This window comes from Pyxidicoccus sp. M6 (assembly GCF_055568925.1).
Genome location: NZ_CM145714.1, coordinates 8,654,511 through 8,679,133 on the forward strand (window position 1 = coordinate 8,654,511; position 24,623 = coordinate 8,679,133).

The window sequence follows — 24,623 nt, forward strand, 5'->3', positions numbered from 1 at the left end:
CCTCTCCTGACTCTAACGTCCGGCCGGAAGCTCGAGCACCGTGAGGAGCCCCGCTTCGGCAGCCGTCAAGCGTGGCGCGGCATTCACCAGCGCATTCGCGGTGGCCCGGTCGCCCGCCACTCCCCCCGGGATTTCCAGCACCAGCTTCGGGTCCGCGTCGATTTCGATGCGGTCCTTCGGGTCATCCGCCCCCATGGCGATGGTCAGCTCCAGCCGGACCCGCTCCTGCCCCTCCTCCAAACCCACCACGGACTGGAACATGCCCGCCACCCGTCCCTTCTTCACCGGGAATGCGCCGCCGGTGATGTCCTCCTCGGCGAACACGGGGGCTACTTCTTCTTCGTAGTCGTCGCAATCGAGCCCGAGTCCAAGGGCCGCCAGCGCCGCGGACTCCACCAGGCCGACGTGGCCGAGCTGGTCGCCGTCCACCAATTCGAAGAACTCGTCCTCGGTGAGGCCCGCGCCCACCTTGCGCTGCAGCGCCTCACGGCGGGTGCGCGCGTCCACCACGCGCGTCGCAGTGGCGCGGCGCACGGGCCCGCACACCTGTCCGGCCACGGCCATCAGCCGGTCCAGCACGAAGCCGGGGTTGACGCCGGTGCCCACCACCGCCACGCCCGCCTTCTGCGCGGCCTGGTCCAGCTTGTCCGCCAGCTCCGGGTACTTGAGGTACGGGAAGGCCAGCTCCTCGCAGGTGCTGGCCACCGGCAGGCCCAGCTTCAGCGCCGCCAGAATCTGCTCCATCACCTGCGGCAGCCGCGAGCCGGTGGCGTGCAGCAGCACCGCGCCCTTGCGCTTCGCCACCGCCTTCTCCAAGGAGTCCATCACCTTGACGCGGGGGGCGGGGCCTCCCAGCACGTCGCCCAGGGAGCGCCCCACCAGCGACGGTTGCGTGTCCACGGCGCCAATGAGCTCCACCTCGGGAGACGTCATCGCGGCCCTGGCAATCTCCTGCCCGATGAACCCCAACCCCATCACCACCACCGGCACTGGCCCTTCCGGGGCTCTAGCCATCGGAGATTGCTCCAGGATTCCAAGGGGTTAGCGACACAACAGAGTCTGCCCGGGCACCATAAAACACACCTTGGCGGGCAGGCAAGCGTCACTTGGATGTGCGACTCTTCCGGACTGATAGATTCTCCAAGGATTTCCGGGACTTGGGAGCACACAAGCGCCGGGGGCCCCCTGTTTCGACGGTGAGGGACGCGTGTATAAGGGAATGAGGCTCGCCTCCTTGGAGAACCCGCCGACATGGACCGAATCCTCGTGGTGGATGACGACGTCCTCATCCTCGCCGCGCTCTCCCGGATTCTTCAGACGGAGGGTTATGAGGTCATCACCCACAGCGACCCGGCCCTGGCCGCGCGCGAGGTGGACTTCCACGTCGTACTGACGGACTTCATGATGCCGTACCTCAACGGCATCGAGCTGTTGGGGGCGCTGCGCGAGCGCAACCCCAAGGCGGTGCGGCTGATGCTGACGGCGGCGGCGGACTTCCGCACCGCGTCCGAGGCGGTCAACCGCGGCGAGGTGTTCCGCCTGCTGGGCAAGCCGTGGTCGCTGAGCGAGCTGATCAGCAGCGTGCGGCAGGCCTTCGAGCACTACCGGCTGGTGGAGGCCAACGAGCGGCTGACGCGCGAGGTGGCGGAGAAGAACGCGGAATTGGTGGCCATCAACCGGGACCTGGAGCGCCGGGTGGTGGAGCGCACCACGGGCCTCCTGGACGGGCTCATCAGCGCGCTGGACTACCGCGACACGGAGACGCAGTGGCACTCGCGCCGGGTGTCGCTCTTCTCGCGGCGGCTGGCGGAGGAAGTGGGGCTGTCGGGGGCCGCGCTGGACGTGGTGGAACAGGGCGCGCTGCTGCACGACATCGGCAAGATTGGCGTGCGCGACTCCATCCTGCTCAAGCCCGGGCCGCTGACGCCGGACGAGTGGGTGGAGATGCGCAAGCACCCGGAGTTCGGCTACCGGATGCTGGCGAAGATGCCCTACCTGCACGAGGCGGCGCTCATCGTCCTGCAGCACCAGGAGCGGTGGGACGGCAAGGGCTACCCGCAGAACCTGGCGGGTGAGGACATCGTGCTGGGCGCGCGCATCTTCTGCATCGCGGACACGGTGGACGCGATTACGTCGGACCGGCCCTACCGCAAGGGGCGGCCCATGAGCGTGGCGCGGGATGAAATCCGCCGCTGCGCGGGGACGCAGTTCGACCCGGCGCTGGCCGAGGCCTTCCTGCGCATCCCCGAGACGGAGTGGCAGCGCATCCGCCAGGAGGTGGAGTCGATGGAGGAGACGGAGGTCCAGCGGTGGCATGGCCATCCGCTCGGCCTCCCTGCGTCGATGGCCAAGGCCAGCGGGGCCTGAGCCCGCCCGAGCCTCAGGGCGTCAGCTGCACCGCGCGCACCTCGCGGATGATGTCCCCCTCGAGGAGCGCGTCCACCACGTCCATGCCGGAGACCACCTCGCCGAAGGCCGTGTAGCGGCCGTCCAGGTGGGGCTGCGGCGCGTGGGTGAAGAAGAACTGGCTGCCGCCGGTGTCCTTGCCCGCGAGCGCCATGCCCACCGTGCCGCGGCGGTACGGCCGGCGCGTCATCTCGCAGCGGATGGAGTAGCCGGGGCCGCCCTCCCCGTCCCCGCGCGGGTCTCCGCCCTGCGCGACGAAGTCCGGGACGACGCGGTGGAAGGTGGTGCCGTTGAAGTAGCCCTTCTTCGCCAGCGCGTACAGGTTGCCGGAGGTGAGCGGCGCCTCGTCCGAATCCAGGCGGACGGTGATGTCGCCCTTGGCCGTCCGGAGGAGGAGGCCGGCATCGGGCGGCGCGGCCTCGGGGCGGAAGGTGTCCGCCGGGAGCTCCACGCGCTCCGAGCGCACGGGCTGGCCGGTGAGCTGCGTGAGGGCCTCGGCGGCCACGCGGCGCAGGTTGGTGTTGGGGTTCTTCAGCCACTCGCGGAAGCGCGGCTCCGCGGCGGGGCCCTGGAGGGCGACGAGCGCTCCTGCCACGGGCTCGGCGAGATCTCCGGGCTCCTTCGGCACGCGGTCGGCGAGGGCCTCCACCACGGGGAGCTGCACCTTGGCGCCAATCTTCCCGAGCGTGCCCGCGGCCGCGCCGGCCACCACGAGGTCCTCGCCATTCACCAGGGGCTGCACGGCCGTGGCCGTCCGGAGCACGGGGCGGTTGCCCAGGGCCTCCAGCGCGGCGAGGCGCACGCGAGCGTCGCGGTGGTTCAGGTAGCCCACCGCGAAGCCGGCCGGGTCCTTCCCCTTGGCCTGGCCCGCTTCGCGAATGCCCAGGGCCAGCCGCCGCTCGTCCTGCACGCGGCCGAAGCCGCAGGAGGGAGAGTCACCCGGCACGCCGCGCTGCCGGTCCAGGGCGGCCGCGAGCCGGCAGTCCAGCCAGCCGAGGTCCGTGCGGGCCAGGTCCGAGGCGGCGCCGCGCTCCGCGTCCGCCAGCGCGAGACGCAGCGACACGAGGAGGGGGGCGGCGAACTCGGGAAGGCCCTGCTGCGCGAGGGCCAGAATCGCGTGCCCGTCCGCGGAGCGGGCCAGGGTCTCCACCTTCGCGTCCGCGCCGTCGGTGGGCCGCGACGTGCCAGCCGTTCCCTGGGGCGCGCCTCCAGTGCTCGTCACCTCCGGAGCCTCCAGTCCCCGAGCCACGCGCTTCGCACGGGGCACCAGCGCCTCCAGCGCCTCCACCGCGGTGCACGGCCCGCTGCACTTCGCGGCCAGCATCGCAAGCGAGCGCGCCGCCTCCGCCGCCACGCGCGGCACCGAGTCATCCAAAAGCGGCCTCAGCACCACCGCGTCCTCCGGCCCACCCATGGCGCCGAAAGCCTTCGCGCACAGGCCGCGCACGTCCGCGTCCGCATCCCCGAGACAGCCACGCAGCGCGGGCAGCGCCTCCACCCGCTTCGCCGTCATCAGCAGGTACGCGCCTCCATAGCGCGCCTCCACCGGCCGCTCCCGGGACAGCAGCGCCACCGCCGGTGCCAGCAGCGGCACGCCCGCCACCACCGCCGCCCCACCCCGCCGCGCGGCCACGCCCAGCGCCAGCGCGGCCTTCCCCGCCACCTCCACGTCACTCCCCTGCATCCGCTCCACCAGCCGCGCCACCGCCGCCGGCGTGCCCGCCCGCCCCAGCGCCTCCACCAGCGTCGCGCGCACCCGCGCCTCGCGCTCCGCGCCCTCCGCCTCCAGCAGCGCGTCCGTCAGCCGCGTGCGCTCCGCCTCCGTCAGCGGCTCCCACGCCAGGGCCAGCTCGCCAGCGGCGAAGGCCGCCTCATCACGCACGCCCGGCTCCGCGTCCTTCAGCCCCGCCACCACCGTGTCCAGCGTGGCCGGGTCCTGGATGCGGGCCAGCGCACGCTGTGCCCTCGCGCGCACCCGCGCGTCCTCCGCGCCCGTGGCCAGCGACAGCAACGCCCCATCCCCCAGCGAGCGCCGGTCCTCCCAGTCCTGGATGCGGGCGAGTGTCGCCGCGTCCACCGGCTCCTTCTCCGGCGAAGGCACGGAACGGACACAGGAGGACAGCGCGACGACGGCGAGGCAGGCAGTCAATCCACGGGCGGTGCGCAGGCGGCTCATTCGCCGGGGCCTAGGTCAATTCCCCGCGAAAATCCAGGGGTTAGGACGCGGCGGGTTTGACAGCTCCAGGCGGGACTCCGAGAATGCGGCCTCGTTTCTCTCCTCGGGAGCGCTGGTCCTGAACTGCCCTGGCTGCGGCTCGAAGGTAGCCGCCAACACGTCCATCTGTCCCGTCTGCGACTACATCATCGACGGCTCCTTCCTGTCCGCCGAGCCGCCCGCGGACGACAACGACGAGTCCACCGGCGCCGAGGAGGCCCCCCGGCCGGCGAAGGCCGCGCCCGCGCGCTCCAAGGCGAAGTCGGGGAGCCGGACCGCCGCGCCGCCGCCGGACGCGGACTCCACCAACATCCGCAGCATGGACGAAATCGCCCGCTCCGCGCCCCAGCAGCGTGCCGCGCGCCCCGCTCGCTCCGCCGCGCCCGCGCCCCGTCGCGCGCCGCCTCCGCCCGTGGAAGCCCCCGCCGACGACGGGCCGGACCCGTGGGACCGCTCCGCGCGCGAGGCGTCCCGCAACGACGCCGTGGCCGACCCGGAGGAGCTCATCCGCGACGCGAAGGAGCTCTTCGGCCTGCTCGCCGGAGGGGACAAGGTCGCCTTCTGGGGCGCGGCGACCGTGCTGCTGTCGTGCTTCCTGCCGTGGAAGGAGACGGCGGCGGACGGCGACGTGCTCGGCCTGATGAGCATGGGGGCCGGCGCCTTCGTGCTGTCCATCCTCATCATGACGGCCGTCGGTATGCGCGTGAAGGGCTCCTTCGAGCGCATGAACCCGGTGGTGCCGTGGATGGGGCAGCTCGTGTTCAGCTTCATCTGTCTCGTCTGGTGCATCGTCTACATCAAGGTGTCCGCCGACACCACGCGCGTGCCCACGCCCATTGGCAACTCGGAGATGATGAACTCGTCGCCCAGCTTCGGCGTCTTCGTCGGGGTGCTGGGCTCGCTCGCGGCGCTGGGCGGCACGCTGCTGGGCCTGAAGAGCCGGCCCGCCTGAGGCACGACCCAGCCTTCACGAATCCGCTGCCGCCCCGCGCGGCAGCGGGCTAGCGTGCCCCGTCACCATGTCCGACGCCTCTCCCCTCTCCCGTCTCACCTCCGCGCTCGGCGCGGCCGTCTTCGGGCAGCAGCGCGTCCTGGCCGACCTGGTGACGGCCTTCCTCGCGCGGGGCCACGTGCTCCTGGAGGGCGTGCCCGGCGTAGCCAAGACGCTCACCGCGCGCAGCATGGCCGGCGCGCTGGGACTGCTCTTCACCCGCGTCCAGTTCACCCCGGACCTGATGCCGGCGGACATCCTGGGCACCAACGTCTTCCAGCCGCAGGAGAACGCCTTCCGACTCGTGAAGGGCCCCATCTTCACGGAGGTGGTGGTGGCGGACGAAATCAACCGCACCCCGCCCAAGACGCAGGCCGCGCTGCTGGAGGCCATGGAGGAGCGGCAGGTCACCATCGACGGCGTCTCGCACGCGCTGCCGCCGCACTTCTTCGTGGTGGCCACGCAGAACCCGCTCGAGCTGGAGGGCACCTACCCGCTGCCCGAGGCGCAGCTGGACCGCTTCCTCATGCGCGTGCGCGTGGGCTACCCGGACACGGACGGGGAAGTCACCATGCTGCGCGCCTTCCACCAGCGCGAGGGCAAGCCGCCCGTCACCGAGCGCGTGCTCGACGCGCCCACCCTCACGGAGTTGCAGACGCGCGCCGCCCGCGTGTCGTGTGACGACTCCATCCTCCAGTACGTGGTGAATGTGGTGCGCGACACGCGCGCCCACCCCCGCGTGCGCCTGGGGGCGAGCCCCCGCTCGGCGCAGGCGCTGCTGGCGGCGGCCAAGGCGCGCGCGGCGCTGATGGGCACGGACTTCGTCACCCCGGACGACGTGAAGGGCGTGGCCCACAGCGTCCTCAACCACCGCCTCCTTCTCAAGGCCGAGGCCGAGGTGGAGGGCGTCACCGTGGACGACGTCCTCCGGCAGACGCTCGAGCGGGTGCGAGTGCCCCGGTGAGCACCGGCCGTCCCGTCCCCACGGGCCTCGCCGTGGCGCTCCTGGCGGCGGGGCTCGTCCCGGCCGCGCTCGCGGTGGCGGGCCCGGTGTTCGGCTGGCTCGCGCTCGCGGTGGACGTGGCGGTGCTCATGCTCTGCGCCGTGGACTTCCTGCGCGCGCCTCGCGCGGACGCGGTGACGGTGCGGCGCCTCGTGGAGCCCATCCTCTCCTCGGGCACGCGCAACGCCGTCCACCTGGAATTCGAGCGGAACGACGGGGGCACGCACCCGCTGCGCCTCGATGCGCGCGACGAGCCCCCGGAGGACGTGGCCAGCACCGGCCACCGTCAGGCCCTCACGCTGAGCGGGGACAGGCACACGCCCGCGCGCCTCACCTACTTCGTCACCCCGCCCGCGCGAGGCGACGCCCGCTTCGGAGACGTACACCTGCGGCTGCTCGGGCCGCTGGGCCTGTGCGCGCGCCAGGTCCGCGTGCCGGCGGCGCAGGCGGTGAAGGTGTACCCGGACCTGACGGCCCTCTCGCGCGAGGCGCTGGCGCTGGCCCGTGCCTCGGAATCCCCTTCCGCGCGCACGCAGCGGCGCCGCGCGGCGGAGGGGCGCGAGTTCGAGTCGCTGCGCGAGTACCGCCCCGGCGACGACTACCGCCACATCGACTGGAAGGCCTCCGCGCGCCATGGCGACACGCTGGTGCGCACGTGGCAGCCGGAGAAGCACCAACCGGTGCTGCTGCTCCTGGACTGCGGGCGCCACATGGCGGGCCAGGTGCAGGGGCGCCGCAAACTGGACCACGCGGTGGACGCGGCGCTGCGGCTGGCGCGCGTGGGCCTGGACGCGGGGGACATGGTGGGCGTGCTGGCCTTCGCCAGCGACGTGGTCGCCTTCCTCCCGCCGCGCAAGGGGCGCGAGCACCTGCGCCTCATCACCGAGACGCTCTACCGCGTCGAGGCCGCGCTGGAGGAGAGCGACTACGGCCGCGCCTTCGACTTCGCCTTCGCCCGGCAGACGCGCCGCGCGCTGGTGGTGCTCTTCACGGACCTGGTGGACCCGGACGCCTCGGCCAGCCTCCTCACCCGCACGCTCGCGCTGCGCCCCCGGCACCTGCCCGTCGTCGCCTCGCTGCTGGACGAGGACCTGGAGGCCGCGGCCACGGCGGTGCCCCGGGAGGCGCAGGACGCCTACTCGAAGCAGGCCGCGGCGCGGCTGGAGGCCGAGTACCGCCGCACCGCCACCACCCTGCGGGACGCCGGTGCGCTCGTGGTGCGGGCCCCCGCGCGCGGCTTCGGCGCGGCGACACTCAACGCGTACCTCGACGTGAAATCGCGAGGACTGCTTTGAGTCCTTCCGTAAAGTCCACTGAAAAGATTGCGTGAGGCCCGCATGAGTCGCGTGCGCGCGTCGCTCGCGAAGAAGCGTGCCAATCGCGCCGAGGCCGAATTCTAGGCTCCGGAAACGACCCCCTTTACAGCCACGTCCGCGTCAACAAAATGGCGCGTCTCTCTTGCCCGCCTACTGGGTGGGCAACCTCGAACATCACGGATGGAGACGGTCTTGGCGGAGGGCGCGAGGGGCTTGAGGTTGGAGGTGGAGGTCGACGCGGCGGCGGCCGCGATGGCTTCGCGGGTGGAGTCCGAGCCCGCGCGGACGTTGACCCCCTTCCACGAGCGGCTGCTGGCGGAAGAGCTGCTGGCGAAGAGTGGGGACACGCAGCAGCGGCTGGCCGGCGCGCTGTCGGAAGCGAAGGTGGACCTCAACCCGCACCAGGTCGAGGGCGCCATGTTCGCGCTCGACTCGCTGTCGCGCGGCGGCTGCATGCTGGGCGACGAGGTGGGCCTCGGGAAGACGATTGAAGCGGGCCTCGTCATCGCCCAGCTCATGGCCGAGGGAAAGAGCCGCATCCTCATCCTCGCTCCGGCCACGCTGCGCGCGCAGTGGAACAGCGAGCTGCGCGAGAAGTTCGACCTGGAGAGCGTGCTGGTGGACGGCCGCACCGTGCGGGCCACCGGCAACTGCTTCGACCAGCCCTTCCCCGTCATCTGCTCGCACCCCTTCGCGGCCAACAAGGCGGCGCTGGCGGCGGAGATTCCGTGGGACGTCGTCGTCATCGACGAGGCCCACCGCCTGCGCAACGCGCACCGCCCCAACAACAAGATGGGGCAGGCGCTGAAGTCCGCGCTGGCCGGGCGCCCCAAGCTGCTGCTCACCGCCACCCCGCTCCAGAACGACATCATGGAGCTGTTCGGCCTGATGTCCCTCCTGGACGAGCAGATTCTCGGGCCGGAGCACGCCTTCCGCAGCCGCTACCGCGTGGACGAGGGCGGCGGCATGTCCGAGGCCGCCGTCGCGGAGCTGAAGGAGCGGCTGGCCCCCGTGGTGCAGCGCACCCTGCGCCGGCAGGTGCGCGAGTACGTCCGCTACACCAACCGCCGTTCCATCGTGGAGGACTTCACCCCCTCCCCCGAGGAGCACGACCTCTACGAGAAGGTCAGCGAGTACCTCCAGCGCTCCGAGGCCGCGGCGATTGAACCCGGCAAGAAGACGCTGCTGACGCTCTGCTACCGCAAGCTGCTGGCGTCCTCGACGTACGCGATTGCGCCCACGCTGCGCCGGCTGTCGGAGAACCTCGAGAAGCGCCTCCAGGCGGCGAAGCTGGGCCAGCAGGCGCTGGCGATGTTCGAGCCCGAGGAGGCCAAGCAGTTCGTCGAGGAGGGCGAGGAGTGGTCCGACGACCCGGCCAAGGCGCCCAACGTCCGCGCCCTGGAGCAGGAGGTCTGGGAGCTGCGGCAGTACGCGGACCTGGCGGACTCCATCAAGGTCAACGCCAAGGGCGCGGCGCTCGTACGCGGCCTGGACCGCACCTTCGGGGTGATGCGCGCGCACGGCTGGCCGGAGAAGGCGCTCATCTTCACCGAGTCCCGGCGCACGCAGCAGTACCTCTTCAACCTCCTCTCGGACGCGGGCTACAAGGGCAAGATTTCCCTCCTGGCGGGTGACCTGGCCAGCACGCCGGAGGAGCGCCGCGCGCTGGTGGACGAGTTCCGCCACAAGTCGCAGATCCTCATCTGCACCGAGGCCGGCGCCGAGGGACTCAACCTCCAGTTCTGCAACCTGGTCGTCAATTACGACTTGCCGTGGAACCCGCAGCGCGTGGAGCAGCGCATCGGCCGGTGCCACCGGTACGGCCAGCAGCGGGACGTGCTGGTCATCAACTTCCTCAACCGTCAGAACGCGGCGGACGCGCGCCTCTTCGAGCTGCTGGAGAAGAAGCTCAACCTCTTCGACGGCGTCTTCGGCGCGTCCGACGAAATCCTCGGCGCGCTGGAGAGCGGCGTCGACTTCGAGCGGCGCATCCTCGACATCTACCAGTCCTGCCGCGACCCGAAGGACATCAACGCCGCCTTCGACAAGCTGCGCGAGGAGCTGGAGGGCCGCATCAGCAAGCGCATGACGGAGATGCGCTCGGTGGTGCTGGAGCGCTTCGACGGCGACGTGCGCCGGCGGCTGCGCGGGCAGCAGGACCAGACGAAGGAGGCGCTCGCCAAGCGGCAGTCGGAGGCGCGCGCCCTCACCAACTCCGTGCTGGGCAGCCGCACCGCGGGCCGACTGGAGATTGCCAAGGCCGCGTACGCGGTGAAGGAGCGCACGCAGGACGCGGTGGCGTACCTCCAGCTCGACGCGTCCGAGCTCCCCTCGCGCCTGGCGCGGCTCGCCGGCTGCGAGGGCTGGTGGTTCGCCTACAAGTTCGAGACGACGGGCCTCAAGCCGGAGGAGAAGCTCGTCCACCTGGTGCTGGTGCGCGAGCGCGACGGCGGCTTCCGCGCGCTGCCGCTGCAGGACGGCGCGCACTTCGTGAAGTTGACGGCGAAGGAGGAGAAGCGCCGCCAGCCCGCGCCGGTGTCCGTGCAGCTCATGCAGGAGCAGGCGCTGGTGGCGGCCAAGGAGGAAATCGTCCGGGCCGCGGAGCGCCGCAACGCGCTGGAGTTGGACAAGGCCAAGGAACGCGCGGACCGCTACGTCGAGGACTGCCTCATGGAGTCCCGTGAGACCGTGGAGGCCGCGCGGCAGGTGTGGATTGAAGCCCGCAAGGCCGTGGCCGCCGCCGAGGACGTGGCGGACAAGGCGAAGGCGCGGGCCCACTCGGACCGGATGGAGCGCGAGTACCGGCGCAAGCTGTCCTCCCTCCGCAACGAGGAGGAGAAGCGCTACGCCGCCAAGGACCGGCAGCTCGCGGACCTGGCGCAGAAGGCGAAGGTGACGGAGAAGCGCTCCCTCATCGCCTCCGCGTACTTCTGGCTGTCCTGAAGCGCTCCTGTCGGAGGTTCGCGAGGAGCGCCAGCCCCGAGCGGGCCTCGTGGCGTACGCGGAGCCTCGTGTCCCTTCGGAATGCGCCCGCGTCCTCCCGGAACGGACGCCGCGTTCCCCTGGTACGCGCGCCGCGTCCCCATGGCACGCGGGTGGGCGTGCTACAGCGCGTGTTTCCCTGAGTTACACGGGAAGAGGTTTCTGGCATGGGGGTTGCGATAGCCCCACCACGTATGCGGCCCTCCCTCTCCCCTATCGGCTTCGCCCCCCGGAAGTCCTGGCTCCTGCGCGGCCTGAGCGCGGAGTACCTCCTCGTCCGGGGCGCGGACGTCACCACCGAGGACGACGCCGCGCGCGTGCCGGACACGGTGGCCCTCTGGCACCTCGAATGGTGGCTCGCCCATGCCCCCGGCAGCGCCTGGACGCTGTACGAGGCGCTCGGCGGCGCGGAGCCCCTGGGTCTCTCGCGGCTGGGACGCCCTGCGGCGGAGCAGCGGCTGCGGCAGCGGTTGGAGCGCGCCCTCCGCCTCGGTGAGCTGGTGGTGCTCTCCTACCAACGTCCCCGCCACGCGCCCCTGCCCTTCCCGGAGCCCGTCGCGGTGGTGGAGCCGGAGTCGCCCGTCATCGCGCTCCCGCCCCGCCCACCCGAGCCCGCCCCCGTCGACACGGCCGCGCAGGTGCAGGCGCTGTTGCAGGCCGCGAAGGACGGGCTGCCCTTCTGCGAGGAGTGCGCCCGCGCCGCGGCCCGGAGGAAGGCGGCATGACTCCGGCCCTCTCCCCCACGCTGGACGTGGAACGCGTCCTCGACCTGCTCTGGCGCCCTCCCGAGTTCGGCGAGCCTCCCTGCGAGGTCTACGCGGTGCTCGACGGCGCCCGCTCCCCCGCCGTCACCCGCACGCTGATGCAGTGGGCGCACGGCTGCGTGTGCCTCTATGAAGGCCCGGTGCCGCGCGAGTTGCTCGCGGTGGCGCCCTACCTCGTCCAACTGCGCCGCGACGCGGAGTCCACTCGCGAGCTGCTCACGAAGGCCTGGGGCCAGTCCTGGGGCATCTTCGTCGCCACGCCCGCGAGCCTCGGAGAGCTGCGCCGCCACTTCCGCAAGTTCCTCCAGGTGGAGGACGAGCAGGGCCGCCGCCTCTACTTCCGCTACTACGACCCGCGCGTGCTCCGCGCGTACCTGCCCACGTGCAACCCGCGCGAGCTGCATACGCTCTTCGGCCCGGTGGAGCGCTACCTCGCGGAGAGCCCTCGCGCCGACGCGCTGGTGGAATACGCGCTGGGGTTGGAGGGCCTGGAGGAGCGGCCCCTGGCCCTGAGCTGAACCCACCCCCGCCACGAAGGAGAACGCCCATGCCGAAGACCCGCCGGCGCGCGCTCCGCGCCCTGCTGGAGTCGTTGCAGAGCGAGGTGGATGAGGAGCAGGTGCCGCTCGTCAGCCACGTGGGCCACTCCCACGATGACGTGCTGCGGCTCCTGAAGCTGGGCGGCCTCGAGCTCATCGAGCCGACCCTCCATGCGCCGACAGAGACGCGCCTGCGGAAGCAGGACCTCTTCAAGCGGTCCGTCATCCTTCCCACCGAGAAGTACCACCTCATTCGGCCGAAGAAGACGGGCGGCATGCGCGTCCGCATGCGCAGGATGCACCGCGAGCTGGAAGACGACGGGCTCGCGCTCCCGCCCCTCGAGGTGCAGGTCAAGCTCGTCTCCAAGAGCCGCAAGGGCATGAGCCGGGTCCGCTCGTCCCTGCATGACCCGCTGAGGTCCGTCTACGTCGACGGCAAGGAGCGCACGCGCGGCTGGCGGGTGGATGCGCGCTTCATGCTGCGGGGCAACGACGTGGGCTACCACGTCACCATCCACGTGCCCCTGGACGTCCTGCGCTCACATCTGCTGCCGGTGGCCTGGGAGGAGAGCGCGGATCTCACCTTCTCCGAGCCGCGCTACGTGCTGTGCTCGCACGACTCGCTCCTGCTCTTGGGAGACGTGGGCTACCGCGCCGGCACCAACTTCGCCATCGACGTGCGCTTCGGGCCCCACCTGAGGGCCTACGTCGAGCACCAGATGCCCGTGACACTGCTGGGCCAGCTCGTCCCGCGCGAGGACGAGCACCCCGACGTCAAGCTGTCGTCCTACCCCTTCACCCTCGCGTTCGCGGACTCACGGGTGGAGAACGCCGCCCTGCACATCTACAGCAAGCCCCGCGACGAAGACGGCGGCAGGGACTACTTCGCGGAGCTGCGCGGCCTGCTGAAGGTGGGAGGCCAGTCGCTGCCCGTGTGGTCGGACCTGCCCGAGGACGAGGGCGTGCTCTGCTGGGAGAGCCGGCTCGACAACCCGGTGAAGCTGGCGCCGGCCGACCTGGACCCACTGATGGGCGGCAGCAGCTGGCGCACCGACGACGTGGGGCACCTCAGGCCGCTGCTCGACACGGCGGGGGAAAACACGTGGCTGGTGGAGGCGGGCCTGGGCGTGGACCTCCTCGACGGGAGGCGGACGGATGCCCACGCCATCTTCTCGCGGCCGGACTTCACCTTCCGAGACGGCCTCCTGACGTTCAGCACCGTCCAGCTCGTCTGGGAGTGGAGCCATCAAACCGGCGACGGCCAGTTCCTCATCCAGGCGACGCTGACGTTCTGCGGCCTGATGTTCAACGCACTGATGCGCCCGACGGACCGCATCGTCCTCGCCAGCCTCGCGGGGCAGGACATCTCGCTCGACCAGGCCATGCAGGACGACGCCGAGGAGCGCGAGCCCGAGGAGCTCTCCACGCTGCCGCCCATGTGGCCCATGGCGCGGGTGGCCGAAGCGGCCGGCGAGCGGCTGCGGCTGCTCGGCGACGACCCGGAGCTCCCCCTGGAACAATACCACGAGCTGCACCTCTACTACTGCTGGCGGACGGACCGGCTGCTGCTGCGCTCCATCGCCGTGCTGGAGGACGACTCGCTCGTGGAAGCCCGCTGGACCCTGACGAGGTGAGCCATGGCCGTCCGCATCCTCTCCTGGAACATCTACAACTTCCGCGCGAACTTCGTGCGGCGGACCGCCGCAGTGAACCGCATCCTCAAGGTGGTCAGCCCCGTCGGAGGCCCCAACTACGACATCTTCGTGGTCATCGAGCCCGGCTGCTCCCAGAGCCTCAACCCGGGAGACCTGGCCGCGGGCGACGGCGTGCTCGGCATCTTCAAGCTGCTGTCCAAGCTGCAGCACCGCCACGCGGGCTGGCGCGTGGCCCCCCCCCTGGCCCTGTGCAACGGCGCGAAGGCGGAGACCATCGCCATCTTCTACAACTCCAACACCGTCGCCTTCGAGGGCCCGCGCCGCAGCTCGGTGCTCACGCAGCCCTGGGACTCCGCCGCCGCGGATGACGGGCGCGTGTACTGGTACGACGGCACCGGCACCACGCTTCGACGCGCGGACCTGGCCGGCAACAACGTGGCGTCGAACAACACGGGCGCCAACGCCACCGCCATCACCCTGGACGTGGCGCACAACAGGATGTTCTGGGTGAACACGGCCACGCACCGGCTCTGGAGCTCGAACCTGACGGGCGGCGGCGCGGCCGCCATGGGCGGCCCGGTGACGAACGTCTACGCCAACCGGCTGCGCCTGGACACCGTCCACCAGCGCGTCTACTGGGTGGACACCAACTCCAACCAGATTCGCCGCGTGGACTACTCCGGCGCCAACCACACGGTGATTACGCCCACCCTTCCCATGGGCACGGCGCGCCAGCCCGTCGACCTGGCGTTGGACATGGAGTTCGACGTCCTCTACTGGTCCAACGCGGCGGGCACGAACCGGCTGCAGTGGTGCGACCTGGACGGGAATGGCAACTCGGACTTTCCGCCCGTGGGACTCAACCGCCCGGACTGCCTCACCATCGACTTCGCTCGCGCGCTGCTCTACTGGGTGGACACCGGCACCGACACCATCTCCTCGTCGGACCTCCAGGGCAGGAGCGTCCGCAATCGCTTCAACCAGGGCGGCGTGCAGCCGCGGCAGCTCACCCTGCACATGGCGCGCAAGACGATGTACTTCGTGGACGCGGCCACCAACGACATCTGGCAGGCGGACATGGACGGCAACAACGCGGCCTCTGTCGTCCAGGGCGACGTGCCGGTGAACCTCACCATGGACCCGGCGCACAGCGCCCTCTGGTGGGTGGACACGAACGGCGACCGCGTGCGCAAGCGCGTGCACGGCGGCGCCGCGGCGAACGTGGTGACGGCGGGCACTCCCCGGCGACTCGCCCTGAACCAGGGCAGCGCCTACGTGGGCCAGTGCACCTTCCAGACGGCCGGCGGCGCGGCGATTTCCTTCCCCCAGGCCTACCAGCGCCGGCCCTACCTGGCGCGCTTCCGCGACCTGACGGTGGGTGGACCCAACAACACCTTCCTGTTGCTCACGGCGCACTCGCCACCGCCCCACTACCAGACGGCGAAGAAGGCGGCCATGACGGGCAACGGGTCCGCCAACAACCTCGACGCGCAGCGAGGCACGACGCGGCTGGGCACCATCCGGGAAATCACCACGCTGCGCGGTGCCGAGCCGGCGCTCATCGTCGGCGATTTCAACTGCTGCGCGGTTTCCGCGAACCAGCTCGCGAACTGCTCCAACAACGGGCCGGGACACGCCAATGACAGGGCCGTGCTGACGGGCTTCGGCGGCGGCTTCACCAGTCACATCACCACCCGCACCAGTCTCAAGAAGCCGGCGGCTACCGCCACCTATGCCGCGCATACCTCGCACGCGTATGACCATGTGCTCACGGTGGGCTTCACCACGGTGCACTACGCGCGGCTGAAGAACGTGATTCGGGAGAAGGCAGACCGGCGCCACGCCGCCGCGGTGGGAGGCGGCGTCATCGCGGGCGGCGGCGCGGGGCTCACCCAGGCCAACTTCCAGACGTGCCACGGTGCCTACTGGAAGACCACGGGCGTGAGTGACCACCTCCCCGTGGAGGTCCGCGTCACGATTTGAGCCGGGGCAGGCACGTCACCTGCGACAGCCTCAGCGCTTCACGGGCTCCACCTCGGCGCGCAGCATCGACTCGTCGGAGGAGCCCTCCGTGTCCTCGGACTTCTTCGGCGAGGACGACGTACGCGGACGGATTTTCAGCGAGTAGCTGTCGGCGCTCCCGTCCTCGCCGCGGCGCACGGTGACGTCGACGTCCACGTCCTCCGCCTCCACGTCCGTCCCCTCCATCCGCGCGCGGCCCTGGCCGTCCAGCGTGCCCTTGTGCGTGGTTCCATCCGGCAGCGAGGCCTCGAAGGGCACGCCGGTGACGGGCTCTCCGTCCTCGTCGTACACGGTGACTTCCAGCCACGTCAGCGGGCACGAGGCCACCGGCGAGTCCACCCGGGCCTCGGGAGCCAGCTCCGAGGCCTCGGCGTCCAGGGACTCGAAGCTCTCCACGACGTCGTCCTTCGGGGACGTGTCCGGCATCGGGAGGGACTTCGGAGTCTGCGGACGGCCCTTCTCCAGCTCCACGCCTTCAAACGGGTCCATGCGTCACCTCCGCAGCGCGCAACGTGGCGAGCACCTCCGCCGACACACGCTCCATCCGCTCGTGCTCGTCGAGCCGGGGATTCTCCAGCAACTGCGCGGCCCAGGGGTAGCGAGCGTCCGTCGCGAAGTCGTCCCCCAGCGCGAACATCGCATTCAGGTAGCGCAGCACGGCGGCATTCGCGTGGATGTCATGCCGCGCCGCCAGCGCCATGCCATGGCGGATGCGCGCTTCGAGCCCCGCGTCGCCCAACGCCTCGCACGTGGCGGGCCAGTGCCGGCGCAGCCTCGCGGCGGCGTCCTGGACGAAGCCGTCCTGGGCGAGCCCACCCAGGGCGCGTTGCTGCTCGGAGCGGATGACCCAGCGCATGGCGCCGGGAAGCTTGACACCGCCGACGGGAAACAGACAGCGAGAGGACGCTACGGCCCCGCCGTTTCCGCCGGCTTGAGCCGCACCCACGTCGCGCCCCAGCCCCCGTCGCCCTCCCCGGCGGAGCGGAACGACTCCACCTCGGGAAGCTTCGGCAGCAGCGCGTGCACGGTGCGCCGCAGCGCGCCGGTGCCCTTGCCGTGGATGATGCGCACGTCCAGCAACCCCTTCTGGCGGCACGCCCAGAGGTACTCCGTGACGAGCTCCTTCACCTCGCTGGGGTGGAAGAGATGCAGGTCCAGGTTGCCGTCGATGGGAATTTCTACAGCCTCGTCCTCAGTGGGCGGAGGCTCCGGCCCCTCCGGTGGGAGCGGCGGACTTTGCCTTCGGGCCAAGGTGCCACTCCTCGTTCTCGCGCTTCTTCTGCTCCGCCTCCAGGCGGCGGCGCTCCCGCGCGGCGCGGAACTGCTCGGAGAGGGAGGACAACTCGTTCTTCAGCGAGGCGAGGTCCTTGCCCACGTCGCCAGCGTCGTCGCGGCGCACGGCCGCACGGTCGCCCTGGGCACCGGCTCCACCGGCTGCCATCAACTGCACCATCATCGCGGCCACGGCCATGGACTTCATGTCGCCTCAAGTAAGCAAGAGTCGTGCGCGAGGGCAAGCGTCGTTCACGAGGGAACGCCCTGTTGCCTGTCTGCTTCCGTCTTGCGAGCGACAATACGTTCCGCGAGTCGGATGGCGGACAGGGGTGCACTGCCCTCCGCTTTGTTGTTGATGGTAACGAAGGCGGGTTTGCCGCGCCGCTCCGCCGCCAGGCACACACGCGCCAGGACGTCCCGGGTGGGGAGGTCCTCGTCCACCAGCTTGTCGAAGGGGGCGTACCTCGCGCGCGCCTCCTCGTAGCCGAGGTCGGGCGGAAGCATCCACCGCACCACCAGCGCGCGGGCCTCGAAGGCGCGAGTGCGTTTGGCCTGCTGCGCCACGGGCGGCATGTCGCGCCACACCGCGAGCACGGGGCTGACGCCCGCATCCGCCAGGGCCTGCGCGAAGCCCTCGGTGAGCAGCTCCTGGTTGCGCACCTCCACGGCGTACAGCGGGCCCTTGGGGAGCGCGGCGAAGAAGGCGTGGAGCCGCTCCACGAAGCGCGCGGGCCCGCCCAGCACCTGCGGGTCCTGCGGAGGGAACTGGAACACGAGCGGCCCGGCCTTGTCCCCGAGCCCCTCGACGAAGGGCGCCACCACTGCATCCGCGGCGTAGGCGGCGTGGAGGAACCTGTCGTTGGCCTGGCCCCGGTGGACGCCGTAGCGCTCGTGCAACGGATAGCGGGCCATGGTGCAGACCTCGTGCGCCTTCACGAGGAAGCGGAAGCCGTCCGGCACCTGCTCGGCGTACTCGGCGAAGGCGCTGGCGGGGATGGGGCCGTAGAAGGTGCGGTCGATGCCCACCGTGCGCAGCACCGGGTGCTTCGCGTACGCGGCCAGGCCCTCTCGCGCGAGCTGGGACGCGCTGGCCTCGTGGTCCCAGAGGATTCCGGACCAGCCGGGGAAGGTCCACGAGGACGTGCCGAGGAAGGTGCCCGTGGGGAGCTGCTGGCCCAGGGCGGACAAGGATTCCGGCACCGGGGCGGGCCCTACCGGCTGGGTCGCCTTGCGGCCGCGAGCCGGGGCCTCCACGGGGGCGCCGGTGAAGAGGTCGAGCTGGGAAGGGCCTCGGGACATGGGTGCCTTCTACGTAGCGCTGGACGTCACCTGATGCAGCAGGTTGCCCCAGCATCGGCCCACTCGCCAAGTGGTATGTCCGGCCTACAGGCAGCCGAGCTCCATGGCCCGGAGGACGGCCCGGGTGCGGTCCCTCACGCCCAGCTTGGAGAGGATGCTGGAGGTCTGGTTCTTCACCGTCCCCTCCGCCGTGCCGAGCGCCTGGGCAATCTCCCGGTTGCTCAGCCCCCGGGCGATGAGGCGCAGCACCTCCACCTCGCGGCGGGTAAGGCCCTCGGGCAGGTCCGCGTGGGGGAAGTCGCGAGGCACCTCGGCCAGGCCGCGCGCCACGCGCTCCGCGACGCCGGGCGGGAGCAGTGTCTCTCCAGCGGAGACCCGGCGGATGGCATCGGCGAGCTCGTCGAGAGACACGTCCTTGAGGAGGAAGCCCTGCACACCCGCGCGAAGGGCCTCGATGATGGCGGCGTCCTCGTCGAAGGTGGTGAGGAGCACGACGCGCCGTGACGGCTCGATGCGGCGCAGCTCGCGGAGGGCCTCCAGGCCCGTCATGCGCGGCATGCGGACGTCCATGAGGACGACGTCCGGGTTCAGCTCGGCGACCTTGTGCAGGGCCTCTTCGCCATCCGCGGCCTCGCCGATGACGCGAAGGTCCGGCGTGAGGTCCAGCAGGCTGCGCAGCCCCTGGCGCACCAGGGCGTGGTCATCCGCGAGGACGAGGCGAATCACGACGCCCGCCCCTGCTTCCCGCTGCATTCATCCGTACGCATGCGTGCGTCCAGGCCGCCACTCATGTCACCGCCTCCCGCGCCGCCGGCAGCCACGCCTCCAACTCCAGTCCCTTCCCCGCCACCGCGCGCCACTCCACACGGCCGCCCAGCCGGGTGAAGCGCTCGCTCATGCCGGTGAGTCCCGCGCCAGGGCGGATGCTCTCCGTCCCGCGCCCATCGTCCCGCGCATGCACGCGCACTCCACCGTCATCGGTGGGCACAATCGCAATCCACAGGTTGCGGGCCTGGGCATGGCGCAGCGTATTCGTCAGCACCTCCTGCACGCAGCGGAACACCGAGTGCGCGGCCTCGGAGGACTCCAGGCTGAGTGACTCGGGCACGTCCAGGTGGACGGCGAGTCCTGGGGCGCCTTCCGCGAGCGCTCGCAGCGAGGGCAGCAGCGGCATGGGCGCATCGCGCAGCGCCGTCACCGTGCCGCGCACCTCGGACAGCAGCGTGCGCGCGGCCTCGCGGGCACGGCGCAGGTGCTCGGCGGAGGCTGAATCCTTCGAGGTATGCGCTGCCGCCTCCAGGTTGAGGGAGAGCGCGGTGAGGTGGTGCCCCACCGAGTCGTGCAGCTCGCGAGCGATGCGCAGCCGCTCACCCTCGCGCTCGCGGGCGGCGAGGAGCACCTGCGTGGCCTGGAGCTCCGCATGAGTCCGGGCCAGCTCGCGGCGGGCCTCGGCCTCGCGCACCATCACCATCGCCGTGCCGAGCGTGAAGCCCTGGAAGCCGGCGTAGATGAGCGCCTGCACCCAGGCCCGAGGGAATGGGTAGATGACCGAGAACACAATCATCGTTCCCATCACCTGCGCGCCCACCCAGGCCAGCGCCTGGCGTTGAGACATTCCCTCCGGAACCTGCCCCGCGGTGATGGCGAGCAACGCACCGTCCAGGCCGCTGGTTCCGGTAGCGGCACAGACGAGCGCCGCCACCGACTGCACGGCCAGCAGCGGCACGACGGGAGGCCCCTCCTGCCGTGCGTTGCGCCAGAAGCCCACGCCGAAGACGAGGAACGCGGCCACCCACACGAGTGTGCCGGGAGCCGTCCACCGCGCGGGCTCGTTCCTGAAGTCTACGAGCTGGGGGATACCGACCACGGCCCAGGTCAACGTCCCGGCCACCCACAGCAGGCGGTGGGTGGTGGCGGATTGCGCCGGGGCAAACATCGGATGCATATGAGACAGCTTACGAGCCCCTCACGGAATGGGCCATGTGCCGGAAGTCACATGCGGCCCGTATGACTTCCGCCAGATGAGGGCCTCCGCGCCGCTCCGTACCGTACGCCTCGATTCGCAGCACGTCGGAGGCTCGCATGTCTTTCTATCAGCTCGCCCGTGGGTTCCACATCGCCTCGGGAGTCGTCGCGTTCATCGCCCTCTGGCTTCCGCTGGTGGCGCGCAAGGGCGGCAACCTGCACCGCCGCGTGGGCTGGGTGTACGTGGTCTCCATGCTGGCGGTGGCGGCGTCGGCGCTGGTCATCGCCGGGTGGCGCTTCATCCAGGCGCCGCGCGAGGAGCCCATCGCGCTCTTCTTCACGTACCTCGCGGTGATGAGCGCGGCCTCTTCGTCCATGGGTGCCCGCGTGCTGCGGGCGAAGACGCGCACCGGAGCGCACCACCACCCGCTGGACGTGGGCCTCTCCGCGCGGGTGCTGTGTTGCTGGCCAGCGCTGACCCTCCCGGAAGCCGAGGCCACGGCGAACACCGTGGCCACGCTTCCGGGCGGCACGGCTTCGGCTACCGGCCGGAGCTGACCGTCACCCCGGTACCGGCGGCGCGCGGCGTGGCGACGCCGGTGACGAGGTTGGCCGTGGACACGACGGTGAGCGCGGTGCCGTTACCCTTCTCGTAGCTCAGACCCGTGCCGCGCGTCGTGCCCTCGCCCCGGATGACGTTCCCCGTCACCGAGACGAACCCCGTGCCGTAGTTCACCTGGGAGATGGACACGTACAGGAAGCTCGAGGCGGTGTTCGTCTCACCGCCGAAGTTGAAGACCTTGTTGTCCGAGATGACCGAGGCCGCGTCTCCCTGCACGGTGGCGCTGATGCCAGCCCACGTGCCGGCGGTGGTGGTGCCACCGAAGTCCTCGATGTAGTTGTCGGAGATGGTGGTGGCGAACAGGCGCTGCGCGATGATGGCGCTCTGTCCTACGCCGTAGACGTGGTTGCCCCGCACCTTCCAGCCCGCGGCGTTCTCCATGCGGATGGCGTTGATGCCGGAGTCCGCAATCCAGTTGTCGTTCAAATCCCAGTCCGTCACCGAGTTGCCGGAGTCCTGGACGTAGATGCCGTACTGTCCCGAGTCGCTGATGAAGTTGTGGACGATGCGCCCGTTCACCTGGGTGTTGGTGATGGCCGTGCCCGCGCTGTTGGTGTTCGTCAGTCGGATGCCCGAGCCGCGCATGCTGTTGATGCGCGTGTTCTCCACGGTGGAGTTCCACGCCATCAGCACGATGCCGTCCGTGGCCCGGCTGGGATTGTTGGCCGAGTTGCCCTCCAGCGTGAGGTCCAGGATGCGCAGGGGGCCGCCCGTGTACGTCGACCCGTCGAGCCAGTCACTGTTGGCCAGCATCGCCGCGAGGTTGGCGCCGTTGGCCTGCTTGATGACGGTGCCCGAGGGCTCTCCGCCCCGGTAGCTGCGCTGCGAGAGCAGCCGAACGGTGGAGTTGATGAGGCAGGGCCCGGTGATGATGACCTCATCCCCGACGGCGCTGCCAGCGATGGCCGCGTTCAGCGTCTCGTCGTCGGAGGTGGTGTTGTTGCAGGTCACCGTGCGAGAGGCCGCCAGCGCCTGCACGGGAAGGAGCAGCGCGGCCCCGAGCAGCGGCAGGAGGGAACGGCGGACAGCGGAACGAAGGACGACGGTCGAAGTGTGCATGGCCGGCGAATACCCCCATTCGCCGAGGCCATCATGCAATTAGTTACACTTTCAATTTTATGGCACCAGGGATGATGGTCATGGTGCAGGGCAGGCGTCCCGGCGTCTCGCCGTCCACGTCGAGGTACACCTCCTCGCCGTCGGCCGGCTCGGCGCGCAGGGTGCGGCAGCGCAGGCGGCGTGTCCCCTTCCATGTGACGTGGTTGCCGTTGTAGACGCCCTTCGACTTGAGCAGGAAGTCACTCAGGCCGTAGCCGGACCAGATGGTGACGTCGAAGAGGCCGTCGTGCGTGACGGCCTCGGGGGCCACGAACATGCCGCTGCCGAAGTAGCGGCCATTGGCCACGGCCACGGCGGTGATGTCGAGCGTCTCCTCGGGGCCGCCATCCACGGACAGGCGGACCTTCTTCTCCGAGTACTTCACGAGGCCCTTCAGCGTGCCCCACACAAAGCTGAAGTTGCCGCCCAGGGCCTTGCTGCCGGCGTTCACCTCTCGAGCCACCACCGCGCTCACGCCGAACGAGGCGATGTTGGCGAAGTAGCGCGTGTCCGGCTTCCCCTCGTTGTTGATGAAGTCGATTCGCCCCACGTCGAAGGGCTCCGTCTTGTCGGAGCGCAGCCGCTCGAGGGACGAGTCCAGGTCCAGCTCCCACCCGAAGGTGCGGCGGAAGTCGCCGCCGGTGCCTCGGGGAATGAGGCCGAGCACGGCATTGGGGTTGATGGCCCTGCCCTCGTGGAAGAAGCCGTTGGTGACTTCGTTGAGGGTGCCGTCGCCGCCGACCGCGACGATGCACTCGTAGCCGTCCTCGATGGCCTGGCGGGCGATGCGCGCCGCGTCCATGCCGCCCTGCGTGAAGCCGTGGCCGAAGTCTCCGAGCACCCTACCCACCTGCGCGCCAATCTCGGCCCAGCGCTTTCCCGTCTGCCCATTGGCGCTGCGCGGATTGACCACGAGGAACGTCTTCATCGGCACCTGCCCCTCCCTGGGCCCTCCTGTTTACGCGGTTGCGCGTCAGCACTCCACTCCGCGACCAGTCCACATGACGCGCCGGGTCCATGACACCCCTGGCCATGACATGCTGCGAAGCGACGTACGCACCCCGAGGGGACTTCGCCCTGGCCACAGTGGACTCCAGCGAGAAGCTCGTTTCGCACCTGACGGCCACCCTTGCCGTGGACTGGATGTGCCCGCGCCTGCGCCCCGAGTTGGAGGCCGCCAGCGCCCGGCCCTTCGAGGAGACGCGGGCGCAGGAGGACTACCTCGCCCGGTACGACGCCCCGGCGCACGGCGGAGACATCGGGAGGGAAGCGCGGTTCCTGTCCGCCCTCGCGCGGGTGCGGGCCCTGGCGGATGCGCGCGAGCCCCTCACGTGGGCGCGGCTGACGGAGGTCCAGGCGGAGGTGCTCGGAAGGCCCGTGGGATTTCGAACAGCGGAGGCCTTCGCTCACGGCGGGGCGCACCGGTATCTGTACGCGCCGGACCTGGAGGAGATGTTCGTCCGGAAGGTGGAGGCGGACGCGAGGGACGGCTGTCACCCGGTGGCGCAAGCGGTGCGGCTGTACCTGGACCTGGCCTTCTTCCACCCGTTCCCGGATGGGAATGCGAGAGCGGCGCGGCTGTGGTTCGAGCTCTGCCTGCGCCGGGCGGGACTGCCCATGCCGCCGCTGGCTCCGTGGGTGCTGCTGCCCAAACCTCCGGGGGACGTGGAGCGCTACGAGAGGTTCGTCCGGCTCGTGGCGCGGAGCATCTCCGGACGTGCGCCGTGCGAGGAGGAGGACTCATGAGACGCAAGCAGCGGGAGCGGATGAAGGAGTCCGGCTGGGAGGTCATCCAGCGCAGCCTCGACAGCTACCATCCGGAGCGCATCGCCGCGCTGCTGCGCGAGTACCTGACGCCGCGCATTCCCTCGGGCGTGCGCAAGCTGGACGAGCCCCTCCGTGAGCAACTGCGCGACGGTGTCGAGGCCATTCTCGATGCCAACCTGGGCCCCTGGTACCACGAGACGGGCGTGCACCTCGGGAACGGAATCATCGGCGGCTTCTGCTGGTGCCACCGGTTCTTCAATCAGAAGCCCGTGCCGAACCTGGACATGGAGTTCAACGTCCGGCTCATGGTGGATGCGATTGGCCGGGGCCATGCGTGGCTGAGCGCGCTCGACGCGGCGTACCGCGGGGCGGAGCTCCTCGATGACCCGGACGAGGGCATCCGACAGATGGGGCTCTCGGACGCAGTGGTGCGATCCATTGAAATCACCGTGGAGGCCACCGCCACCGAGGACGCCTGGTATGGCTATGCGTACGACGCGGTGAGCTGGCTGCTCCAGGCGCGAGGTGTTCCGGCCAACCACGAGGTGCGCAAGGCCATGCGGCAGACGCTGGGCACGTTCGAGTCCTGGGTGGGCCCCGGTCCGGACCAGACGCGTGCGGCAGGTGACGCCGTGGCGCTGGCGGCGGTGAAGACCGGCTTCAATGCGCGCTATCCTGGCGGGCAGTAACTGCCACACGACCTG

General features: G+C 70.7%; 24 protein-coding genes. 12 read left to right on the forward strand and 12 right to left on the reverse strand.

Translation table 11 applies throughout. The features are described from left to right. Positions 1-12: 12 nt before the first annotated feature. Positions 13-1,014, reverse strand: a complete 1,002-nt coding sequence (locus ACVTJA_RS33920) for an NAD(P)H-dependent amine dehydrogenase family protein (protein ID WP_465825750.1) — start codon at positions 1,012-1,014, stop codon at positions 13-15. Between the two features lie 237 nt (positions 1,015-1,251). Here ACVTJA_RS33920 and ACVTJA_RS33925 point away from each other — a divergent pair, with 237 nt between their 5' ends. Next, complete coding sequence (locus ACVTJA_RS33925; protein ID WP_465825752.1) at positions 1,252-2,367, forward strand: HD domain-containing phosphohydrolase; 1,116 nt, start codon at positions 1,252-1,254, stop codon at positions 2,365-2,367. 13 nt (positions 2,368-2,380) lie between these two features. On the opposite strand, the gene ACVTJA_RS33930 is transcribed toward ACVTJA_RS33925, so the two are convergent. After that, on the reverse strand, positions 2,381-4,582 hold the full coding sequence (locus ACVTJA_RS33930) for a peptidylprolyl isomerase (protein ID WP_465825753.1): 2,202 nt from the start codon (positions 4,580-4,582) through the stop codon (positions 2,381-2,383). Between the two features lie 180 nt (positions 4,583-4,762). Then, a complete protein-coding gene (locus tag ACVTJA_RS33935; protein ID WP_465825755.1) occupies positions 4,763-4,942 on the reverse strand; it encodes a hypothetical protein in 180 nt (59 codons plus the stop codon). Between ACVTJA_RS33935 and ACVTJA_RS33940 the strand changes: the two genes are divergently transcribed. The 8 genes from ACVTJA_RS33940 to ACVTJA_RS33975 all read left to right on the forward strand — a co-directional run bounded on the left by ACVTJA_RS33940 (position 4,941) and on the right by ACVTJA_RS33975 (position 15,854). Further along, a complete protein-coding gene (locus tag ACVTJA_RS33940; RefSeq protein WP_465825757.1) occupies positions 4,941-5,573 on the forward strand; it encodes a hypothetical protein in 633 nt (210 codons plus the stop codon). The two genes, ACVTJA_RS33935 and ACVTJA_RS33940, sit on opposite strands and share 2 nt — an antisense overlap. Before the next feature lie 67 nt (positions 5,574-5,640). Further along, the gene (locus ACVTJA_RS33945) at positions 5,641-6,576 is read left to right on the forward strand and encodes an AAA family ATPase (protein ID WP_465825758.1); all 936 of its coding nucleotides are present in this window, start codon (positions 5,641-5,643) and stop codon (positions 6,574-6,576) included. After that, positions 6,573-7,910: a DUF58 domain-containing protein gene (locus ACVTJA_RS33950; RefSeq protein ID WP_465825760.1), complete on the forward strand. Its 1,338-nt coding sequence runs from the start codon at positions 6,573-6,575 to the stop codon at positions 7,908-7,910. The genes ACVTJA_RS33945 and ACVTJA_RS33950 overlap by 4 nt, the downstream gene beginning before the upstream one ends. Before the next feature lie 201 nt (positions 7,911-8,111). Next, positions 8,112-10,874 (forward strand): SNF2-related protein, encoded by a 2,763-nt coding sequence (locus ACVTJA_RS33955; RefSeq protein ID WP_465825761.1) that lies wholly within the window; start codon positions 8,112-8,114, stop codon positions 10,872-10,874. A 233-nt stretch (positions 10,875-11,107) separates the two neighbouring features. After that, complete coding sequence (locus ACVTJA_RS33960; RefSeq protein WP_465825762.1) at positions 11,108-11,638, forward strand: hypothetical protein; 531 nt, start codon at positions 11,108-11,110, stop codon at positions 11,636-11,638. Beyond that, positions 11,635-12,195 (forward strand): DUF4123 domain-containing protein, encoded by a 561-nt coding sequence (locus ACVTJA_RS33965; RefSeq protein WP_465825764.1) that lies wholly within the window; start codon positions 11,635-11,637, stop codon positions 12,193-12,195. Before ACVTJA_RS33960 ends, ACVTJA_RS33965 begins: the two co-directional genes overlap by 4 nt. Positions 12,196-12,224: 29 nt before the next feature. After that, positions 12,225-13,850 carry a hypothetical protein gene (locus ACVTJA_RS33970; RefSeq protein ID WP_465825766.1) on the forward strand — a complete coding sequence of 542 codons (1,626 nt, stop codon included), beginning with the start codon at positions 12,225-12,227 and terminating at the stop codon, positions 13,848-13,850. A 3-nt stretch (positions 13,851-13,853) separates the two neighbouring features. Further along, a complete protein-coding gene (locus ACVTJA_RS33975) occupies positions 13,854-15,854 on the forward strand; it encodes a hypothetical protein (RefSeq protein WP_465825769.1) in 2,001 nt (666 codons plus the stop codon). A 30-nt stretch (positions 15,855-15,884) separates the two neighbouring features. On the opposite strand, the gene ACVTJA_RS33980 is transcribed toward ACVTJA_RS33975, so the two are convergent. The 7 genes from ACVTJA_RS33980 to ACVTJA_RS34010 all read right to left on the reverse strand — a co-directional run bounded on the left by ACVTJA_RS33980 (position 15,885) and on the right by ACVTJA_RS34010 (position 20,412). Continuing rightward, a complete protein-coding gene (locus ACVTJA_RS33980; protein ID WP_465825771.1) occupies positions 15,885-16,382 on the reverse strand; it encodes a hypothetical protein in 498 nt (165 codons plus the stop codon). Next, on the reverse strand, positions 16,369-16,749 hold the full coding sequence (locus ACVTJA_RS33985; RefSeq protein WP_465825772.1) for a hypothetical protein: 381 nt from the start codon (positions 16,747-16,749) through the stop codon (positions 16,369-16,371). Before ACVTJA_RS33985 ends, ACVTJA_RS33980 begins: the two co-directional genes overlap by 14 nt. 50 nt (positions 16,750-16,799) lie before the next feature. Next, entirely contained in the window at positions 16,800-17,144 is a 345-nt protein-coding gene (locus ACVTJA_RS33990; protein WP_465825774.1) for a Smr/MutS family protein, read from the reverse strand. Further along, positions 17,086-17,373: a hypothetical protein gene (locus tag ACVTJA_RS33995; protein ID WP_465825775.1), complete on the reverse strand. Its 288-nt coding sequence runs from the start codon at positions 17,371-17,373 to the stop codon at positions 17,086-17,088. The genes ACVTJA_RS33990 and ACVTJA_RS33995 overlap by 59 nt, the downstream gene beginning before the upstream one ends. A 44-nt stretch (positions 17,374-17,417) precedes the next feature. Continuing rightward, positions 17,418-18,467: a DUF72 domain-containing protein gene (locus ACVTJA_RS34000; protein ID WP_465825777.1), complete on the reverse strand. Its 1,050-nt coding sequence runs from the start codon at positions 18,465-18,467 to the stop codon at positions 17,418-17,420. 84 nt (positions 18,468-18,551) lie between these two features. Next, positions 18,552-19,193, reverse strand: coding sequence for a response regulator (locus tag ACVTJA_RS34005; RefSeq protein ID WP_465825779.1), 642 nt, complete (start codon positions 19,191-19,193; stop codon positions 18,552-18,554). Between the two features lie 61 nt (positions 19,194-19,254). Further along, positions 19,255-20,412 (reverse strand): sensor histidine kinase, encoded by a 1,158-nt coding sequence (locus ACVTJA_RS34010; RefSeq protein ID WP_465825782.1) that lies wholly within the window; start codon positions 20,410-20,412, stop codon positions 19,255-19,257. A 137-nt stretch (positions 20,413-20,549) separates the two neighbouring features. Between ACVTJA_RS34010 and ACVTJA_RS34015 the strand changes: the two genes are divergently transcribed. Then, a complete protein-coding gene (locus ACVTJA_RS34015) occupies positions 20,550-20,990 on the forward strand; it encodes a DUF2306 domain-containing protein (protein ID WP_465825784.1) in 441 nt (146 codons plus the stop codon). Here ACVTJA_RS34015 and ACVTJA_RS34020 read toward each other — a convergent pair. Both ACVTJA_RS34020 and ACVTJA_RS34025 read right to left on the reverse strand, forming a co-directional pair. Next, a complete protein-coding gene (locus ACVTJA_RS34020; protein WP_465825785.1) occupies positions 20,974-22,113 on the reverse strand; it encodes a right-handed parallel beta-helix repeat-containing protein in 1,140 nt (379 codons plus the stop codon). The two genes, ACVTJA_RS34015 and ACVTJA_RS34020, sit on opposite strands and share 17 nt — an antisense overlap. Before the next feature lie 43 nt (positions 22,114-22,156). After that, a complete protein-coding gene (locus tag ACVTJA_RS34025; RefSeq protein ID WP_465825788.1) occupies positions 22,157-23,080 on the reverse strand; it encodes a diacylglycerol/lipid kinase family protein in 924 nt (307 codons plus the stop codon). 104 nt (positions 23,081-23,184) lie between these two features. Here ACVTJA_RS34025 and ACVTJA_RS34030 point away from each other — a divergent pair, with 104 nt between their 5' ends. Together ACVTJA_RS34030 and ACVTJA_RS34035 are read left to right on the forward strand one after the other, a co-directional pair. Further along, positions 23,185-23,898, forward strand: coding sequence for a Fic family protein (locus tag ACVTJA_RS34030; RefSeq protein WP_465825792.1), 714 nt, complete (start codon positions 23,185-23,187; stop codon positions 23,896-23,898). Continuing rightward, positions 23,895-24,608, forward strand: coding sequence for a hypothetical protein (locus tag ACVTJA_RS34035; RefSeq protein WP_465825795.1), 714 nt, complete (start codon positions 23,895-23,897; stop codon positions 24,606-24,608). The genes ACVTJA_RS34030 and ACVTJA_RS34035 overlap by 4 nt, the downstream gene beginning before the upstream one ends. The last annotated feature ends 15 nt before the right edge of the window (positions 24,609-24,623 follow it).

Excerpts from the sequence above, each read along its gene's own strand:
- ACVTJA_RS33945 (WP_465825758.1), top strand. The coding sequence starts at position 5,641 with ATGTCCGACGCCTCTCCCCTCTCCCGTCTCACCTCCGCGCTCGGCGCG.
- ACVTJA_RS33960 (WP_465825762.1), top strand. The coding sequence starts at position 11,108 with ATGCGGCCCTCCCTCTCCCCTATCGGCTTCGCCCCCCGGAAGTCCTGG.
- ACVTJA_RS34010 (WP_465825782.1), bottom strand. The coding sequence starts at position 20,412 with ATGCATCCGATGTTTGCCCCGGCGCAATCCGCCACCACCCACCGCCTG.
- ACVTJA_RS33925 (WP_465825752.1), top strand. The coding sequence starts at position 1,252 with ATGGACCGAATCCTCGTGGTGGATGACGACGTCCTCATCCTCGCCGCG.
- ACVTJA_RS34030 (WP_465825792.1), top strand. The coding sequence starts at position 23,185 with ATGACATGCTGCGAAGCGACGTACGCACCCCGAGGGGACTTCGCCCTG.
- ACVTJA_RS33985 (WP_465825772.1), bottom strand. The coding sequence starts at position 16,749 with ATGCGCTGGGTCATCCGCTCCGAGCAGCAACGCGCCCTGGGTGGGCTC.
- ACVTJA_RS34020 (WP_465825785.1), bottom strand. The coding sequence starts at position 22,113 with ATGCACACTTCGACCGTCGTCCTTCGTTCCGCTGTCCGCCGTTCCCTC.
- ACVTJA_RS33935 (WP_465825755.1), bottom strand. The coding sequence starts at position 4,942 with ATGCTGCGGATGTTGGTGGAGTCCGCGTCCGGCGGCGGCGCGGCGGTC.
- ACVTJA_RS33970 (WP_465825766.1), top strand. The coding sequence starts at position 12,225 with ATGCCGAAGACCCGCCGGCGCGCGCTCCGCGCCCTGCTGGAGTCGTTG.
- ACVTJA_RS34025 (WP_465825788.1), bottom strand. The coding sequence starts at position 23,080 with ATGAAGACGTTCCTCGTGGTCAATCCGCGCAGCGCCAATGGGCAGACG.
- ACVTJA_RS34035 (WP_465825795.1), top strand. The coding sequence starts at position 23,895 with ATGAGACGCAAGCAGCGGGAGCGGATGAAGGAGTCCGGCTGGGAGGTC.
- ACVTJA_RS33995 (WP_465825775.1), bottom strand. The coding sequence starts at position 17,373 with ATGAAGTCCATGGCCGTGGCCGCGATGATGGTGCAGTTGATGGCAGCC.
- ACVTJA_RS34015 (WP_465825784.1), top strand. The coding sequence starts at position 20,550 with ATGTCTTTCTATCAGCTCGCCCGTGGGTTCCACATCGCCTCGGGAGTC.
- ACVTJA_RS33965 (WP_465825764.1), top strand. The coding sequence starts at position 11,635 with ATGACTCCGGCCCTCTCCCCCACGCTGGACGTGGAACGCGTCCTCGAC.
- ACVTJA_RS33930 (WP_465825753.1), bottom strand. The coding sequence starts at position 4,582 with ATGAGCCGCCTGCGCACCGCCCGTGGATTGACTGCCTGCCTCGCCGTC.
- ACVTJA_RS33955 (WP_465825761.1), top strand. The coding sequence starts at position 8,112 with ATGGAGACGGTCTTGGCGGAGGGCGCGAGGGGCTTGAGGTTGGAGGTG.
- ACVTJA_RS34000 (WP_465825777.1), bottom strand. The coding sequence starts at position 18,467 with ATGTCCCGAGGCCCTTCCCAGCTCGACCTCTTCACCGGCGCCCCCGTG.
- ACVTJA_RS33920 (WP_465825750.1), bottom strand. The coding sequence starts at position 1,014 with ATGGCTAGAGCCCCGGAAGGGCCAGTGCCGGTGGTGGTGATGGGGTTG.
- ACVTJA_RS33940 (WP_465825757.1), top strand. The coding sequence starts at position 4,941 with ATGGACGAAATCGCCCGCTCCGCGCCCCAGCAGCGTGCCGCGCGCCCC.
- ACVTJA_RS33975 (WP_465825769.1), top strand. The coding sequence starts at position 13,854 with ATGGCCGTCCGCATCCTCTCCTGGAACATCTACAACTTCCGCGCGAAC.
- ACVTJA_RS33980 (WP_465825771.1), bottom strand. The coding sequence starts at position 16,382 with ATGGACCCGTTTGAAGGCGTGGAGCTGGAGAAGGGCCGTCCGCAGACT.